The sequence below is a fragment of the Mycobacterium sp. pR1184 genome (genome assembly GCF_041287235.1).
Taxonomy (GTDB): Bacteria; Actinomycetota; Actinomycetes; order Mycobacteriales; family Mycobacteriaceae; genus Mycobacterium.
In genome coordinates, this window is sequence record NZ_JBGGKR010000011.1 from 97621 (window position 1) to 114111 (window position 16491).

Here is a 16491-nt window from a genome sequence, read left to right on the forward strand (position 1 = left end):
AACTACGCGTCTGTTGGGCGCAGCGTTGGAAACTGCGGGGGCCGCTTCTCGAGGAAACTCGTGATCCCTTCGATGACGTCCGGCCGCGACATCGCCTCGTGCACCAGGACTTCGGAACGGGCATTGGCGTCCACGACGTCGCGGATGTCGTCGCCGTAGACCTGCCGTTTGATAACGGCCATCGATGCCGGCGAACAGTTTTCGGCCATGTCCTCGGCGTACTCCAGGGCACGCTTCATCAGGTCGTCGGCCGCCACGACCTCTTTGACCAGGCCCAGCTCGGCGGCCTCCTCGGCGAGAAAGGTGCGTGCGCTCAGCAGCAGGTCGAGCGCAACTCCCATGCTGGTCAGCCGCGGCAGGATCCAGGAGATGCCAAATTCGGCGATCAAGCCCCGGCGAGCGAACACGGCGCCGAATTTGGCCCCGGCAGCGGCGAAGCGCACGTCGCACATCAGCGCCTGGGTCAGGCCGATACCGACACAGGCACCGTTGATGGCCGCGATGACGGGCTTGCGCAGCGTGGTGACGAAGTGCGGCGGTCGTTCGCCCACCAATTCGGCCAGGTTCGTCTCGCCGGCCTTCTCCATCGATTCGCCGACCTTGGCCGCCGCGCTCGGCGCACCCAAATAGGCACCGGCGCAGAATCCCCTGCCCCGGCCGGTCAGCACGATCACCCGGATCGCGGGGTCGGATTCGGCGCGGTCGATGGCGGCATAGAACCCGGCCGCAATGTCAGGACCCCACGCGTTGAGGCGGTCCGCCCGATTGAACGTCAGGATCGCGACGCCGCTGCCGGTGGTCTCGTACAGCACCGCGTCGCCGGCCCGGGAGTCCTGGGAGGCGCCGTTGCTGCCGGACATCTTCCGCGGCACCTCCTGATGGGCTTGACTGCGGATTTCAAAGGGCTTTGTACCCATACTGTATACCTATCGGTACTGCATTCCACAACTGTCCGAGCGGCCCCGTGAACCCACGCCAAACAGCGAATTTCGCGATGCGCAACCGCGGTCCGGACGACCTCAAATCCGTCCCGATGCGCACCGCATTGTTTGGGATCAGGGTGGACCGGGTTATCGACACCTCGACACGACGGACGTGCATTTCGAGGCAACTAAGGGGATCGCAGTGAGAGAGGCAGCAAAAACGGCCTGGCACCGCCTGAAACAGGCGCGATCGGCCGTCATGAAATTCGAGGCGACGTGGGCGGGCATTCAATTTCTGTTCGCGCTCGGACCGATCGGGCTCATGATCGGCATCGTTTTGTGGGTACGAGGGCAACGAAATCGGGCTGCGCAGGCGCATCCGGGGGCGCCGGCGGGGACTGAGGCCGCAACCGAATCCCCCACGCCGGTGGCGGCGGGCGCTGCCGCGAACGGGCTGGCCCGCTGACACTGTGTCGAGCGCCACGTCCCGATCGTGTTTTCCCCCGTCGGGCGGCTGGGAAGAGAAAGTAGTGGCACCCACTAGGCAGGAGGAGGGAATTGCCAATGGTTGACGTCATCAGGGGCGTCGTGGAAGACGTAGTCGGCAAGGCCAAGGAGGTGGTCGGTACGGTCGCGGGTCGCAACGACTGGATCACCGAAGGCCAGGCGCAGCAGGACAAGGCAGAAGCGCTGCGCAACGCCTCGAAGAAAGAGGCTGCAGCCGACAAGGCGCGTGCCGAAGCGAAACTCCACGAGGCACGTCAACGCGCCGAGCAGAACTAGTCACGCGTGTTCGCAAGGCCCGGTCACCCCCTCGGTGGCCGGGCCTTCGTATTGGATGCAGCACAACGGCTTTGGTCGCTCGGTCGCTAGTCGATGAGCCCGAGCTTGCGGTACGCCGTCTCCATTTGGGCTTTGGCCGCCAGCGGCAGCTCGGCCTGCGGAGGCCGGGAATGCGGATACGCGCCTATCGGCAGGCCCAATAGCGAAGCGGCATACTTGAACGCGCCTCCCCAGTGGGTGAAGTAGTCCGATCGTCCCGGATAGCAGGTCCACCACGAACCGACGTCGAGATCGAATTGGTCCAGACCGGACTCGCGACCGTAATCCATTGCCTCGAGCAGCTTGTCGGACATCACCAGATCCCAATACTCGGAGAACAGTCGCCGTCGCGGGGTTTCGAACAGGTAACCGGCGGTACCGAGTTGTGCCGGGCAGACGATTCCATCACGCAGCCATCCGGCCCGATACACCGTCTTGTCGCATTCCCACACCGCCAGACCTGGTGCCAGTTCATGCAGCATTCTGCTCGCCGCGGGCCGGAACGCGCCCTCCTTGGTGGCGCATACCGCGGGCACTTCATCGTAAATGCGGGCGCTTTCGGCCGGGGTCAACACATAACCCGAGGACGGGGAGTTGAACATGCCCAACGCGATATCCGTCCGCGCAGCAACGTATTTGAAGAAGCGCAGCACGCCGTCGCCGCCGTGTGCCTCCATCATCGGTGTTTGGATGTAGACGATGTCGGCACCCGACTCCTGGGCGTGCAGCGTCAAATCCAGGCAGTCCTTCGCCGACATGGCCGCCGTGCAGGACTGCACCACCACATCGGGATTGATGCGGCGCGCCTCCTCGATCGCCACCTCCAGCAACCGCTTGCGCTCCTCGTTGGTCAGCGACCAGAACTCGGAAAGGCCGCTCGTGCACCACAACATCGGGTGCCCGAGATCGCCGACGCAGTAACGCACCAGCGTCCGGTAAGCGTCCCAGTCGATATCGTCACCGTCGGTGCCGCAAAACGGCGTGTAGAGCGAGTCGCCGATTCCTCGCAGCGCTCCGCGCGCCCAGGCGCGTGCCTCAGTAGCCGTCGCCACAATCCACTCCTTTTGTCGGCCAAGCGATTTGAGTCAGGTGAAGTCTGAACCACCGTCGACGTTGATGTTGGCGCCGGTCATGTAGGAGTTGCGTCGCGACGCGAGAAATGCGACGACCGGCCCGATTTCTTCCGGCAGGCCGGCACGCGACATATGTGCCGGATGCCCAAAGTGCTTGTCGATGGCCTCCATCAGACGATAGGGGTCGCTACCGTCGACGCCGACCGAGTCGGCCCAGCCGACGAGCGACTCGGACGCGATGCTGCCCGGAGACACCACGTTGACCAGGATCTCGTCTTTGGCGAGCATCAACGACAGGTTCTTTGAGACGCTGGTCAGCATCGACTTGGCCGCGGTGTAGGCGGGCAGCATCACACTCTGCCGCTGTGTCGAATGGGCCGAAAAGTTGACGATCCGCGCCCACTGCGCCCTACGCAGCAGGGGTAGCGCCGATCGAACACAGCGCACCATCCCCAGCACGCCGGCTTCGACGGCCTCACGCCACTGGTCGTCGGTCAGCTCTTCGAAGCTGCCCGGCGCCCCCGGCCCGACCGTATTGATCAGTACGTTGAGTTCGCCTTCCCATCGGGTGGAAATCTCGGCGAATACCCTGTCGACCTCCGCGGCGTCACCGATGTCGACCGCGAACCCAACCGCGTCCGGACTGCCACGTTCAGTGAGATCCGCCACTGCATTGTCGAGGACGGCCCGAGTACGGCCGAACAACGCCACCCGTGCGCCGTCCTCGGCGAGGCAACGGGATGTGGCCAAACCCATGCCGCGGCTACCGCCGACGACTACTGCGGTCGCATTCCCCAGCCCTAGATCCATGACGATTTCCGCGGCTCATGCGGTGCGGCAGCCGATGGCTCGCATCCGGTCATCCTCGCCCGTCCAGCCTTCTTTACCAAAAAGCCTACGATAGGTATTACAGTAGCAGACGGAAAAGCGTACGAGAGCCCGGTTGACGGTCATACCCGAATGGCGACACGCCTACATATACGCAGGTGGGAGCACATCTGCGGAGTAGATTTGATTCAATCGTGGCACGATTTCTGGACCGTACGTGCAGGATACATTTTGATGGAGGTGCCCGTAGTGGCAAAGCAGGCAACCGCTGATAAGCGTCAACGACGCGAACGCGGGTCCATCAACCCCGATGACATCATCAGCGGCGCATTCGAACTCGCGGAGCAAGTCTCGATCGACAACTTGAGCATGCCGCTGCTCGGCAAACACCTCGGCGTCGGAGTTACCAGCATCTACTGGTATTTCCGTAAGAAGGACGACTTGCTCAACGCGATGACCGACCGCGCGTTGAGCAAATACGTGTTCGCAACGCCCTATGTCGAAGCCAGCGATTGGCGCGAAACCCTGCGCAACCACGCCCGCTTGATGCGTAAGACGTTCATGGGCAACCCAATTCTGTGCGACCTGATTTTGATTCGCGCGGCGCTGAGCCCCAAGGCGGCCCGACTCGGCGCCCTCGAGATGGAGAAGGCGATCTCCAACCTGGTCGAGGCCGGCCTCACGCCCGAAGACGCCTTCGACACCTATTCGGCGGTTTCGGTCCACGTCCGCGGCTCGGTGGTACTGCAGCGGCTCTACGAAAAGAACCAGTCCTCCGACGTCGGCCCGCGTGCCATCGAGGACGCGGTTGCCATCGATCCCGAAAACACCCCACTGCTCGCCCAGGTGAGCCGGATAGGTCACCGGATCGGTGCGCCGGATGAAACCAATTTCGAGTACGGCCTCACCTGCATCCTCGACCACGCCAGCCGGCTGATCGACGAGGGGTCGAAAGCCGCCAAATCGACGACATCCCGGCCGCGCAAGGCGACAAAGTCGGCTTCGCCGCGTGCCCGGGCGAAGGCAACCGCGAACCGCTAGGCACGAATGTCGTTACTAGGCTTCGGGTTCCGGCACATGGAAGTGCTCGTCGCGTAGCCGGAATGCCTCCTTGGTGCCGTGCTGGGCGCGGGTTTTGACGAAGTTGAATTCGTCGGGCCCGAATTGCAGGTTGGTGCCATAAGCGTGGAAGAGATAGCTCGCGACTTCTTCACCGTTGTACGCCTGGGACTGCTCGACGAGGCGGAATGCTTCCTTGGCGATCACAACTCCGTCGGCGGGCATCTTCGCCGCCTTCTCGGCCCAGTAACGAGCCCGTGCGGTCACGGCGCCGGGATCGCAAGTGTCGGTGAAGATTCCGAGATGTTCGAGCTCGCCCGCTTCGATGACATCACCGGTCAACAGCAGGCGCCGCGCCAGGACCGGACCCAACCGGTGGAAGAACATGTGCAGGCTGCCCAGCGCGGGCCCCAGGAACCGGGTCGCCGGCATCCCGATCTTGGTGTCACGCGCGATCACCGAGATGTCGGTCATCAACGCCATTTCGAAGCCGCCCCCCAAGGCGTACCCGGATATCTCCCCCACCGTCACCTTCGGGAAGCCCATGAAGTTGTGGTAGAAGCTAAATGACTTGCGGTCCACCGTAAGTCGCCTGCGCTGGCTGGGCCGGCGCTTGGGCGTGGCCTCGTCGGGCGCCGTGGACTTCTCGCCATACCAGCCGTATGCGTTGTTCATGTCAGCCCCGGTGGAAAAGACTCCCTCGGCTCCGCGCAACAGCACCACAGTCAGATCGTCGTCTTCGGCCACCTGATCCAGGCACCGGCCGACGGCCTCGCGCATGGTGGCGTCATAGGAGTTGCGCTGCTTGGGATTGTTCAGGGTGATCGTCGCTATTCTCTTGCCGGGATCGACCTCGAAAAGCACGCGATCGTCGCTCGGGGCAGTCATGTCGCGGATTCCTTTCGCCGCCTGCCGAATCGGTAACCGGTCAGCTTGTCCGGCTGCGATGCCAACGTGTTGACCCGGCCGATGCACAGCACTTCGTCACCGAGCCGCAGCCGTGCGGTCGACTCGATGCCTCCCTCGATCTGCGACCGGGCAATCTCGAAGCGCAGCTCGGTCAGCAGCGGCGTGGGCCGCCGGAAGCTCACATGCAGCGATCGCGTCTTGCCGGACAGTCCCATGACGCAACTGTGATGCTGGATCACGCAGTCGAAGAACACGGACAGAAAGCCGCCGTGCACCAGTCCCGGCGGTCCTTCGTAGACGACCGGGAAGACGACCCGCCCCCTGGCCTTGTCGGCGTCGAGGTAGTCGAAGGAGTACTCGGGAAAGGACGGGTTGTAGGCGCCGATGTCGGTGGCGTGGTTGAGATAAACACGACGCGGGTCGTCGTCCATCTCACCGATTCGGGGCGCGTAGTCCTGCGGCGCAGCGGAGGCGAGCTCGCTTTCCCATTCACCGAACTTCGCCAGCATCGCATCGACCGTCGGGTGCGGATGTTCCAGGGAGAGCAACAGTGAACTCAGCCGCCGCATCGCTGCGGCGGCTGCCACGGTTTGGGCAAGGGGCATCTCGCCGAATTTCGTATCGTCGGCGCGTACCGGTGTCCCCTCGGGCATGCGACCCTCTTTCACCGGGTGTGACCCGGTTGTTCCGTCGGCAGCGTTTCCTTGATAACTTATACAGCGTAACAATCGTATTGCCTACTGTATGGGTAACCGTATCGCTGAGAAAGGCCGGATCCGACGGTGAGTCACGACGCCGATACGGCCGACGCCGAGGGGTCGGTGATCGCACACCGGGACGGCGCGATTCTGCGACTCACCCTCGACCGCCCGCAGCGCCGTAATTCGTTGACCCACTTGATGATCGAGATTCTGGTCAGCGCGCTGACCGAGGCCGCCGCCGACGACTCGTTGCGTGCGATCCACCTGCGCGGCGCCGGGCAAGACTTCTGCTCGGGCGCCGACTGGGTCGCTACCAACAACGGCAGGGTACAGCGACCGCGCACCGGGGACCTGGTGCGCCGGATTCCGCACGCCGCGCACCGGCTGATCGAGCTGGTGCAAACCATCCACCTCCCGGTGGTCTGCACGGTTCGGGGTTGGGCGGTAGGCATGGGCTGCAATCTCGCCCTCGCCGCCGACTTCACGGTGGCGGCCGACGATGCCGTGTTCTGGGAGCCGTTCATCGAACGGGGTTTCAGCCCGGATTCCGGCGCCAGCTGGCTGCTGCCCCGACTCGTCGGGATGGCGCGAGCCCGGCGCATGCTGCTGCTCAGCGAGAAGGTCGGCGCAGCCGACGCGGCCGACTGGGGCTTGATTCACCAGGCCGCCCACCCGGGCGAACTCGACGACGCCGTCGAGCAGCTGCTGGTGCGCCTCGCCGACGGACCGACCGTCGCGCTCGGACTGGCCAAGCAAGCCCTGAACTACGGTCAGCACGCCTCGCTCGGCCAGTCCATGACACAGGAGCTCTTCAACCTGGAACTGTCCTGTCGGACAGCCGATTTCAAAGAAGGCCTGGAAGCATTCCGGCAACGACGCGCGCCGAAATTCGATGGCCGGTGAAGGGAACACGGATGCCTGACTCGTTCGACACCATCAAATACGAGGTCGACGGGCACACCGCCACGATCACACTGAACCGTCCGGAGGCACTCAACGCGCTCAGCCCGCACATGGTCTCCGAGCTACGCGCCGCCTATCACGAGGTCGAAAACGACGACAACGTCTGGCTGACCATCGTGACGGGTACTGGACGCGCGTTCTGCAGCGGGGCGGATGTCAGGGAGATTCCCGAAGACGGCAAGGTGATTTACGAGCGGCCCTATCTGTCGACCTACGACCAGTGGGAGGCCCCACAGGAGGGCACTCCCCCGTTCCGCACGATGGCCAAGCCGGTGATCACCGCGGTCAACGGAATCTGTTGTGGCGCAGGCATGGACTGGGTCACCACGACAGACATCGTCATCGCATCCGAACAGGCGACGTTTTTCGATCCGCACGTCAGCATCGGACTGGTCGCCGGCCGTGAATTGGTGCGGATCTCCCGGGTGCTGCCCCGCTCGATCGCTTTGCGAATGGCCTTGATGGGTAAGCACGAACGGATGAGCGCTGGGCGCGCGTACGAGCTCGGATTGATCAGCGAGGTCGTCGAGCACGACCTGCTTCTGGACCGTGCCCGCGAGATAGCCGACATCGTCAACTCCAATGCGCCATTGGCGGTCCGGGGCACCCGGTTGGCGATTCTGAAGGGCTTGAACGTGCCGCTGCACGAGGCCGAGGTCATGGCCGAAACCTTCCGCGAACGGGTGCTGCGGACCGAGGACGCCGCCGAAGGTCCTAAAGCCTTTGTCGAGAAGCGCAAACCAAACTGGCAGTGCCGTTGAGTACCCCGCGTTTCGAAACCATTCTCCTCGACGTCGGCGCGGACGACCACGTCGCGACCATCACGCTGAATCGTCCCGATCAGCTGAATGCGTTCAACCGCACGATGTGTGAGGAGATGGCCGAAGCGTGGCGCACCGTCAAACTCGACGAGTCGGTGCACGCAGTGGTGCTGCGGGCCGCCGGCAGCCGGGCTTTCAGCGCGGGCCTGGACATCAAGACGCCGTACGGGCAACCCGAAAACGTATGGAACCACGAGGATCCCGGCGAACTGCTCAGCCCCAAGTGGCAGAAGTTGTGGAAGCCGGTGGTGTGCGCCGTCCAGGGCATGTGCACCGCGGGTGCGTTCTACTTTCTCAACGAGGCCGATGTGGTGATCTGTGCCGAAGACGCAACGTTTTTCGACTCACACGTCTCGGCGGGCCTGGTCTGCGCACTGGAGCCGATCGGCCTGATGCGCCGCGTCGGCCTGGGCGAAACGCTGCGCATCGCGTTGATGGGCAACGACGAACGGGTCAGCGCCGACACCGCGTTGCGGATCGGGTTGGTGTCCGAGGTGGTCGCGACCGACCAGCTGTGGAGCCGAGCCCACGAGATCGCCGCGGCGATTGCGGCCAAGCCGCCGACGGCCACGCAGGGCACCGTCAAGGCAATATGGGAATCGCTGGACCGGCCCTACCGCGCCGCAATGGAGCAAGGGTTGATCTACACCCGGCTGGGCAACCCCCTGGGCACCGCCGAACTGGCGGCGCAGCAGGACGTCGACGGCAAGCCTGCCGATCCAAAGATCCGCTGATGGGCCATCATCGGTTGAGTCAGCGCATCGCCGACGTACTGGATCTGCGGCCGAGCGCACCCGCGATCGAGTACGACGGTCGTTGGCTGTCGTGGGGCCAGATCGCCGAAGCGGCGCGGCGCATGGCGTCGGTGACCGCCGAACACCGCGACAACCCCGCGATCGGGATGCTGCTGCGCAACCGCCCGGGCCAGGTAGCGGCGTTCCTCGGTGTGCTGCTGGGCGGGGGCACCGTCGTGACGATCAATCCATCGCGTGGCGACGAGCGCACGCGAGCCGACATCGCCGCACTCCGACTGCCCCTGGTGGTCGGTGAGCCCGAGGATCTGGCCACCTTGGTCGCTCCCGGCACGCCGACCATGCCGATCTCCGGATGCCTCGCCGAGCCCGGCGAATCGGTAGGACCACACGACGGGCTCACGGCCGCAACACAAATCGCGGTGCGGATGCTGACCAGTGGAACGACGGGTCCGCCCAAGCGAATCGACCTCGGCTACGACATGCTGGCGCGCAGCGTGATGGATCCGGACCCCGACCAGGCGCCGGCGCCGCAGGAACTGCGCCGCGGGGTCGCGATCATGAACTCACCGCTGGTGCACATCGGCGGCGTGTTCCGGGTCCTGCAATGCGTCACCGAAGCGAGATCCTTTGTACTGCTGGAACGCTTCGAGCTCAACGCCTGGGCACAGGCGGTGCGCACGCATCGGCCGCGCGCTGTCTCGCTGGTGCCGGCCGCGTTGCGGACGGTGTTGCATTCCGCGCTGACGCGCGCCGATCTGGACAGTATTCGAGCGGTCACCTGCGGCACGGCCCCGCTGTCGGCCGACGACGCCGACGCCTTCACCGAGAAATACGGCATACCCGTCTTAACATCCTATGCCGCAACAGAATTCGGTGGTGGGGTGGCCGGCTGGACCCTGGCCGACTACCAGCAGCATTGGTCCAGCAAACGCGGTAGCGTCGGGCGGGCCAACCCGGGCGCCCAGCTGCGGGTGGTCGATGACGCCGGCACGCCATTGGGAGCCGACCAGGTCGGGCTGCTCGAGGTCAAACCGGGACAACTGGGGCGTTCGGTGCCCTGGATGCGGACCACGGATTTGGCGCGCATCGACGCCGACGGCTTCCTCTGGATCGTCGGGCGGGCCGATCAGGCGATCATTCGCGGCGGCTTCAAGGTGATGCCCGACGACGTGCGCGCCGCATTGGAGGGGCATCCGGCGGTAGCGGGCGCGGCCGTGATCGGGCGATCCGACGCCCGTCTCGGCGAGACACCGGTCGCGATGGTGCAACTGCGCGACTCGCACGGCACCGATACCGATGCGTTGGTGCAGTATCTGCGAACGCGGTTGGCGCGCTACGAGATTCCCACCGAGATCGCGATCGTCGGTGAGATTCCGCGCACCCCGTCGGGTAAAGCCGACCTGAGTGAGATCCGCCGGTTCTTCGACGAATCCGCGGCGCAGCGCGATCATGCCCGGTGATTCGACGGTCGCCGACGTCCTGCGGCAGCAGGCCGGCTCGCGGGACAACCATCCGCTTCTCGTGTGCGACGCAGAGCGGATCAGTTACGCCGAAGCCGACGTCGCATCGGCGGAGCTCGCCCGCGGGCTGATCGCCCTCGGCGCGGGCAAGGGGACCCATGTGGGAGTGCTCTACCCCAACGGCACCGAGTTCGTCGTCGCGATGCTGGCAGCCGCCCGGATCGGCGCTGTGGTGGTGCCGTTCTCGACGTTCGTCACCGCCCGCGAAATGGGCGAGCAGCTGGTCGACAGCGATGTCGAAATACTGTTGACAGCGAAGTCTTTTCGCTCTCACGACTACGTGCAGCGGTTGGCCGAGGTGCTTCCGGACGTCGATCTCGACTCCCGGTTGTTAACACCGGCCGCCCCACAACTGCGCCACGTCGCGATCACTCACGAGACGATGTTCCGACGAGCCGGCACCGTCGACCCCGAGCTGCTGGCGGCGATGGAAACCGACGTCTACGGCTGCGACCCGCTAACGATCGTCTACACGTCGGGATCGACCAGCGCCCCCAAGGGCGTGGTGCACACCCACGCCGCGCTGCTGGGACATCAGCGCAATCTCAACCGGATTCGCGGATTGACCCCCACGGACAAGCTGTTCTGCAACTCGCCGTTCTTCTGGATTGGCGGGTTCGCGTTCGGGCTGCTTGCCACCCTGGTAGCCGGTTCGACCTTGATATGCTCCAACGCCACCGATGCCGGGGCGATGCTGGACCTGCTGGAGGCCGAACAGCCGACGGTGACCAATGGATTCGCGGCCGGCATCGCTCACCTGGTCGACCACCCGAGTTACCCCGACCGTGATCTGTCGTCGATGCGGCGCGGCAACCTCTACCCGATCATGGCCCCCGACAGCAGGCCGACCGACCCGGAGCTGCGGCACAACATGCTGGGCATGACCGAGGCGGGCAGCGTCGTGCTGATCGCAGAGGACGAATCCGATCAGCCCGAAGCACGGCGCGGATCGTTCGGCAAGCCCGCGCCCGGATTCGAGACGATGCTGATCGACCCCGAGACGGCCGAACGCGTCGCCGTGGGAGACGTCGGCGAACTCTGCATCCGCGGGCCGTATGTGATGCAGGGCTATTACAAGCGGGCGCGCGAGGAGTGCTTCGACGCCGACGGCTGGTTGCACACCGGCGATTTGGTGCGCACGGATAACGACGGGTTCGTCTATTTTGTCGGCCGGCGCGCCGCGATGATCAAAACGGCCGGCGCCAACGTCTCGGCGGCCGAGGTCCAGATGGCCATCACCAAGGTCACCGGCGGAGCTCCGGCGTACGTCATCGGCCTACCCGACCCACGACGGGGGCAACTCGTCGCCGCGGTGGTGGTCCGGCCGGACGGTGCCACTGCGCTGGACACCGTGACGTTGAGCGAACGACTCAAATCCGAACTGTCCGCGTACAAGATCCCCAAACGGTTCATCAGCTTGGCACCCGCCGACGTGCCGCTGATGTCCAGCGGCAAGGTCGACATCCAGCGCCTGAAGCAGCTCTTCGATGCCTGACACCATCGACGCGCTGGTCCGGCTCCGAGCCGGCCTCCACGGGGATACGCCGATGGTGATCGATCCCACGTCTCGGCTCAGCTACCGCGAACTCGATTCGACGACAAGCGATTTGGCGGCGGGATTCATCGAAGCCGGCGTCGGCAAGGGTACCCGGGTCGGATTGATCATGCCCAACAGCGTCCGTTGGGTGCAGATCTCCATCGCGCTGGCCCGCATTGGCGCCGTGCTGGTTCCGTTGAGTACCCTGCTGCGGGCCAGTGAACTCGTCGCACAGCTGCGCATCGCGGCCGTGCAGTTCCTGGTGAGCGTCGAGGAATTCCGGGGTCATCGCTACCTCGACGACCTCGAGGCGGTACCGCGGGCCGAACTGCCTGCGCTACGCCGGGTTTGGTCGACCGGACAACTTGACGACGCTCCAGCGAGCGATCGCGCACGCCACATCGTCGAGGCCATGACCGCCACGGTGACCGCCGCCGACCCGCTGGTCATCATGTTCACCTCCGGCAGCAGCGGAAGACCCAAGGGTGTCGTGCACTCTCATGGCAATGCGTTGGGCGCCGTGCGGTCGGGTCTTGCGGCGCGGTGCATCACCTCCCAGACCCGTCTGTATCTGCCGATGCCATTCTTCTGGGTGGGTGGTTTCGGCAGCGGAATACTGTCCGCCCTGCTGGCCGGCGCCACCCTGGTGACCGAAGAACTTCCCCGGCCCGAAACCACCCTGCGATTGCTGGAACGCGAGCGTGTCAACCTGTTTCGCGGCTGGCCGGATCAAGCCGAGGCACTGGCCCGGCACGCGAGCGCGGCCGGCGTTGACCTTTCGGCACTGCGTCCGGGCAGCCTGGAAGCCTTGCTGCCGCCCGAGCAGCGGGCTGCGCCCGGAGCACGAGCCATGCTGTTCGGTATGACCGAGGCTTTCGGGCCGTACTGCGGCTACCCCGCCGACACGGATATGCCGGTGGCCGCCTGGGGCAGCTGCGGAAAACCGTTCGACGGCATGGAAGTCCGCATCGTCGACGTCGACAGCGGCGAGCCCCTCGCGGCCGGTATCACCGGGATGATCCAGCTCCGTGGACCGCACACGATGCGCGGGATCTGCTGTCGTAGTCGCGAAGAGCTGTTCACCGTCGACGGCTTCTACCCGACCGGCGATCTGGGCCATCTGGACGAGGACGGATTCCTGTTCTACCACGGGCGATCCGACGACATGTTCAAAGTCAGCGGCGCGACGGTCTACCCGAGCGAGGTCGAGCGAGCGCTGCGCACCATCGAGGGCATCGACAATGCCTTCGTCACCAATGTGCCGGGCACCGCGGGAGAACGGGTAGGCGCGGCGGTGGTGTGCGGTGATCGTGGGCTGACCGCCGCGCAGTTGCGCACCGAGGCGACGGCCGCGCTGAGTTCCTTTAAGGTGCCGACGGTGTGGCTCCTGCTGCACTCCGACGACGACGTGCCGCGGGGCGGCACCGGTAAGGTCGACATCCGCCGGCTGCGCGAGATGCTCGCCGACGCGGACCGGCGTCAGGGCACCCGCGTCCAGGGTTGACAGTTCAGCGACTCGAAGGCCTTCACGGAAGTATTGATGTTCGCGAACATCGGACCGATCGAGGTGTTCGTCTGCAGTACGTGGTCCTTGTTGGCATCGGGCGTGCTGTAGGTGAACCACGAGCACATCGAGTCCTGGGTCGGCACATTGTTGATCCACACGCCGAACGCCGACCCCGATCCGCCGGTGTGGTAGAGACCGGGCGCGATGTCAGCCCCGACGACGAAGACGCCATTACCGGGGATGGGGTCGAGCAAATCCGCATGCGCCGGTGCCCCGAACGCGATCGCCGTCGCGGTTGCAACGAAGAGGGCCGATACCCGAAGCGTGGGAGTCATCTTCTTCTCTCCATTCGTTGCCCACCCTGATGGCAGCGTATGCCCCGCCCGGCCCCAGCAACAAGAGATGGCGACGGCTACCGGCGAACCCCGGATACCGCCGAGCGTGGCAGCCGGCCGGCGCGCGAATGTCCGCTCAGGACATCACCGTGGACGAGCACGTCGAATGCCAGATTCAGCCGCATCGGCCTGCTCACCGACTGGCGCCAGGTGAGTCGAGTGCCCCCATCCGCCGGCTCGCTGGTAAGACCTTGCAACGCAACGGTTTCGTCTTTGTAGGTCGCCGTGCCGGCCAGCCCGTCGCGCAGCTGTGTGAACTCGTACAGCACCGCCAGCGTCCCGATCGGGGTCTTGATCGTTACATCCCAGTCGCCTTCGATGCTCAATTTAAACCTCCACAGGTTCTCGGCCCACCGGCCGCCATACGGTGCCCCGCCGTTCGTATTCGAAGAGTTCCTCGACGGCGTGGGCGATTTGAGGGCCGTAGCAGCGATCGAGCAGATGCAGCGCCAGGTCAAGCCCCGACGTCACGCCGCCGGCGGTCACCAGATCTCCGTCGTCGACGACGCGGGCCGCGACGGGGTGCACGCCCGCGGCCTCGAGCAGATCCAGGCCCAAACGATGCGTTACGGCGTGACGCCCTTCGATCAGGCCCGACATCGCCATCACCACCGAACCACCACACACCGCCGCCATGGTCACGTCGGGATTGGCAAATGCCTTGTGCAGCAGCGGAGTCAGTTCGGTCTGCGCAGCCCGTGCCAACAACACCGGAATGGTCTCGACGCCGTCATCGGGGTCACCGGCGATCGGCCCGCTGGCACCGGGGACGATCACACACCCCGGTTCGGACGGATCGAGCACGGCGGTGGCGGCCAGCGTCAAGCCGCGGGTCCCGCTCGTCACGCGGCGAGGGCCTTCCGCCGCCACCAATGTCACCCAGAGCTCGCCCGCGACCATATCCGAGCCGGCCGCAAGAACTTCGAACGGAGCGATGACGTCCAACGGGTCGAACCCGTCGTACAACACAATTTGCGCATGCACCCGGCTATGTTCGCCGGTCGCTACGACTCAGACCAGTGGCTGGATTGCCACATTGCGCCGGTATATTGCCAAGCCATGCATACCGTCGCCGTTCTGGCCGAGCCCGACACCATCGCCTTCGACCTCGCGATAGCAGTCGAGGTCTTCGGCCGTGTCTGGCTCGACAATGCAGCGCCGGGCTACCGGGTTCGAGTGTGTGGCTGCGAACCCGTGGTCGCGGCGGGGCCAATCCGGATCGCGACCGACTTCGGCCTAGACGAGCTCGCCAACGCCGACACCATCGTCGTGCCGGGCCGCAATGATGCCGCGGCAGCAGTCCGCGGCGACGTGATCGAGGCATTGAAGTCCGCTTACCACAAGGGTATTCGAATCGCATCGATCTGTAGCGGCACTTTTACCGTCGCCGCCGCGGGCATCCTGGACGGCAAGCGGGCGACCACGCACTGGCTTGCGGCGGAGTTGTTTTCGGCGACTTACCCGACTGTCAGGCTTGACGCCGACGCGCTCTATGTCGACGAAGGCCAAGTCCTCACCTCGGCGGGAGCGTCGGCCGGACTGGATCTGTGCCTGCACATGGTCGCTCGCGATTATGGCTCGGCCGCCGCCGCTGACGCCGCGCGCCTGGCCGTCACCCCGCTGCACCGCAGCGGCGGCCAAGCACAATTCATCATCCGCAACCGGCGCATGTCCAACACCGAACTCGACGGCCTATTGATTTGGATCGAGAACAACGCGCACCTACCACTGACGCTGCGCGACATTGCCCGCCAGGCAGCCAGCAGCGAGCGGACGATCAATCGAAGATTCAAGCTCGAGACCGGTCAGACACCCATGCAGTGGGTCAACAATGTCCGGATCCGCCACGCCCAGCAGCTGCTGGAGAGAACTGCCGATAGTGTCGAAAACATCTCGCGCCAAGTAGGTTTCGCGTCAGCGACGAATTTCCGCGAACAATTCCGCCGGGTGTCCGGAGTGTCGCCGCAGAGTTATCGCAGCACCTTTCGCCAGAGCTAAGATTCCTCGTCAAGCACCACACCGCGCGCGACGAGGTGGTCGATCAACGGAATAGCCCCGGCGGCAAGGTGTTCCGACATTGCCGCGCGGGCAAGTTTGTCGTCGTGAATTTCAAGCGCGGTCAAGATCTTCCGATGGTCCTTGATCGACTGGCTCGGCCAGCCCTCGATCGAGGGAAACACCGATTCGGGGGCGTATCGGGTGATCTGCGACATCAACTGTGCGAGTTTCGGCGAGTCCGCCGCCACGTTGATGGCTCGGTGAAACTCGTGGTTCAGCCGGACCGTTCGCTCGTGGTCATCGCCGGCATAGGCCTGTTCCAGCTGGGCCTGCAGTTCCTTGAGTTCATGCAGCTGCTCGGCAGTGATGTTGACCGCGGCCCGCGCGGCCAGCTCTCCACCGACATGTGCCTGCACGTTCGCCACGTCGGTGACGTCTCGGCCGGTGACCGGCAACACCACGAAGCCGCGACGGGGCTGCTGGGCGATCAGCCCCTCGGCACGCAGCGCGAACAGCGCCTCACGGACCGGTGTGACACTGATCCCCAACTCGGCGGCCAGTTGGTCCAGCCGAATATAGGACCCCGCGGTATAGACGCCGTCGAATATCCGCCCACGGATAATCCGCGCGACGTCCTCGGAAAGTTGAGGGCGCGCAGCGAAATCCGGAACGCTCATCTG

19 protein-coding genes are annotated in these 16491 nt (G+C 64.9%); 10 read left to right on the top strand and 9 right to left on the bottom strand.

Features of this window, described 5'->3' with window-relative positions:
• Positions 1 to 2: 2 nt before the first annotated feature.
• Entirely contained in the window at positions 3 to 860 is an 858-nt protein-coding gene (locus ACAG21_RS19580; protein WP_370498030.1) for an enoyl-CoA hydratase, read from the bottom strand.
• A gap of 235 nt (positions 861 to 1095) precedes the next feature.
• Here ACAG21_RS19580 and ACAG21_RS19585 point away from each other — a divergent pair, with 235 nt between their 5' ends.
• Both ACAG21_RS19585 and ACAG21_RS19590 read left to right on the top strand, forming a co-directional pair.
• On the top strand, positions 1096 to 1389 hold the full coding sequence (locus tag ACAG21_RS19585; RefSeq protein ID WP_370497917.1) for a hypothetical protein: 294 nt from the start codon (positions 1096 to 1098) through the stop codon (positions 1387 to 1389).
• A 98-nt stretch (positions 1390 to 1487) separates the two neighbouring features.
• Positions 1488 to 1706 carry a CsbD family protein gene (locus tag ACAG21_RS19590; RefSeq protein WP_370497918.1) on the top strand — a complete coding sequence of 73 codons (219 nt, stop codon included), beginning with the start codon at positions 1488 to 1490 and terminating at the stop codon, positions 1704 to 1706.
• Positions 1707 to 1792: 86 nt separating this feature from the next.
• Here ACAG21_RS19590 and ACAG21_RS19595 read toward each other — a convergent pair whose 3' ends face one another.
• Positions 1793 to 2797 carry a dihydrodipicolinate synthase family protein gene (locus ACAG21_RS19595; RefSeq protein WP_370497919.1) on the bottom strand — a complete coding sequence of 335 codons (1005 nt, stop codon included), beginning with the start codon at positions 2795 to 2797 and terminating at the stop codon, positions 1793 to 1795.
• 33 nt (positions 2798 to 2830) lie between these two features.
• Complete coding sequence (locus ACAG21_RS19600) at positions 2831 to 3628, bottom strand: SDR family NAD(P)-dependent oxidoreductase (RefSeq protein ID WP_370497920.1); 798 nt, start codon at positions 3626 to 3628, stop codon at positions 2831 to 2833.
• 252 nt (positions 3629 to 3880) lie between these two features.
• Between ACAG21_RS19600 and ACAG21_RS19605 the strand changes: the two genes are divergently transcribed.
• Positions 3881 to 4687 carry a TetR/AcrR family transcriptional regulator gene (locus tag ACAG21_RS19605; RefSeq protein ID WP_370497921.1) on the top strand — a complete coding sequence of 269 codons (807 nt, stop codon included), beginning with the start codon at positions 3881 to 3883 and terminating at the stop codon, positions 4685 to 4687.
• A gap of 15 nt (positions 4688 to 4702) precedes the next feature.
• Here the strand turns inward: ACAG21_RS19605 and ACAG21_RS19610 are convergent, their stop codons facing one another.
• Both ACAG21_RS19610 and ACAG21_RS19615 read right to left on the bottom strand, forming a co-directional pair.
• Entirely contained in the window at positions 4703 to 5593 is an 891-nt protein-coding gene (locus ACAG21_RS19610) for an enoyl-CoA hydratase/isomerase family protein (protein ID WP_370497922.1), read from the bottom strand.
• Positions 5590 to 6267, bottom strand: a complete 678-nt coding sequence (locus tag ACAG21_RS19615; protein WP_370497923.1) for a hypothetical protein — start codon at positions 6265 to 6267, stop codon at positions 5590 to 5592. The genes ACAG21_RS19610 and ACAG21_RS19615 overlap by 4 nt, the downstream gene beginning before the upstream one ends.
• 129 nt (positions 6268 to 6396) lie before the next feature.
• Here ACAG21_RS19615 and ACAG21_RS19620 point away from each other — a divergent pair, with 129 nt between their 5' ends.
• Genes ACAG21_RS19620 through ACAG21_RS19645 form a run of 6 tightly spaced genes read left to right on the top strand, consistent with a single transcriptional unit; the run spans position 6397 to position 13415 of the window.
• Positions 6397 to 7218 carry an enoyl-CoA hydratase/isomerase family protein gene (locus ACAG21_RS19620; RefSeq protein ID WP_370497924.1) on the top strand — a complete coding sequence of 274 codons (822 nt, stop codon included), beginning with the start codon at positions 6397 to 6399 and terminating at the stop codon, positions 7216 to 7218.
• A gap of 11 nt (positions 7219 to 7229) precedes the next feature.
• Positions 7230 to 8039: an enoyl-CoA hydratase/isomerase family protein gene (locus tag ACAG21_RS19625; RefSeq protein ID WP_370497925.1), complete on the top strand. Its 810-nt coding sequence runs from the start codon at positions 7230 to 7232 to the stop codon at positions 8037 to 8039.
• On the top strand, positions 8030 to 8833 hold the full coding sequence (locus ACAG21_RS19630) for an enoyl-CoA hydratase/isomerase family protein (protein WP_370497926.1): 804 nt from the start codon (positions 8030 to 8032) through the stop codon (positions 8831 to 8833). The genes ACAG21_RS19625 and ACAG21_RS19630 overlap by 10 nt, the downstream gene beginning before the upstream one ends.
• Positions 8833 to 10314, top strand: coding sequence for a class I adenylate-forming enzyme family protein (locus ACAG21_RS19635; protein WP_370497927.1), 1482 nt, complete (start codon positions 8833 to 8835; stop codon positions 10312 to 10314). Before ACAG21_RS19630 ends, ACAG21_RS19635 begins: the two co-directional genes overlap by 1 nt.
• Entirely contained in the window at positions 10304 to 11869 is a 1566-nt protein-coding gene (locus ACAG21_RS19640) for a class I adenylate-forming enzyme family protein (RefSeq protein WP_370497928.1), read from the top strand. Before ACAG21_RS19635 ends, ACAG21_RS19640 begins: the two co-directional genes overlap by 11 nt.
• Positions 11862 to 13415 carry a class I adenylate-forming enzyme family protein gene (locus ACAG21_RS19645; protein WP_370497929.1) on the top strand — a complete coding sequence of 518 codons (1554 nt, stop codon included), beginning with the start codon at positions 11862 to 11864 and terminating at the stop codon, positions 13413 to 13415. The genes ACAG21_RS19640 and ACAG21_RS19645 overlap by 8 nt, the downstream gene beginning before the upstream one ends.
• Here ACAG21_RS19645 and ACAG21_RS19650 read toward each other — a convergent pair.
• From ACAG21_RS19650 to ACAG21_RS19660, 3 genes are all read right to left on the bottom strand, one after another.
• A complete protein-coding gene (locus ACAG21_RS19650) occupies positions 13391 to 13753 on the bottom strand; it encodes a hypothetical protein (protein WP_370497930.1) in 363 nt (120 codons plus the stop codon). The two genes, ACAG21_RS19645 and ACAG21_RS19650, sit on opposite strands and share 25 nt — an antisense overlap.
• A 77-nt stretch (positions 13754 to 13830) precedes the next feature.
• Entirely contained in the window at positions 13831 to 14139 is a 309-nt protein-coding gene (locus tag ACAG21_RS19655) for a hypothetical protein (RefSeq protein ID WP_370497931.1), read from the bottom strand.
• A 1-nt stretch (position 14140) separates the two neighbouring features.
• Positions 14141 to 14797 (bottom strand): DJ-1/PfpI family protein, encoded by a 657-nt coding sequence (locus ACAG21_RS19660; RefSeq protein WP_370497932.1) that lies wholly within the window; start codon positions 14795 to 14797, stop codon positions 14141 to 14143.
• A 75-nt stretch (positions 14798 to 14872) separates the two neighbouring features.
• Between ACAG21_RS19660 and ACAG21_RS19665 the strand changes: the two genes are divergently transcribed.
• Complete coding sequence (locus tag ACAG21_RS19665; RefSeq protein ID WP_370498031.1) at positions 14873 to 15811, top strand: GlxA family transcriptional regulator; 939 nt, start codon at positions 14873 to 14875, stop codon at positions 15809 to 15811.
• On the opposite strand, the gene ACAG21_RS19670 is transcribed toward ACAG21_RS19665, so the two are convergent.
• Positions 15808 to 16488 (bottom strand): GntR family transcriptional regulator, encoded by a 681-nt coding sequence (locus ACAG21_RS19670; RefSeq protein ID WP_370497933.1) that lies wholly within the window; start codon positions 16486 to 16488, stop codon positions 15808 to 15810. The genes ACAG21_RS19665 and ACAG21_RS19670 overlap by 4 nt on opposite strands.
• Positions 16489 to 16491 lie beyond the last annotated feature (3 nt).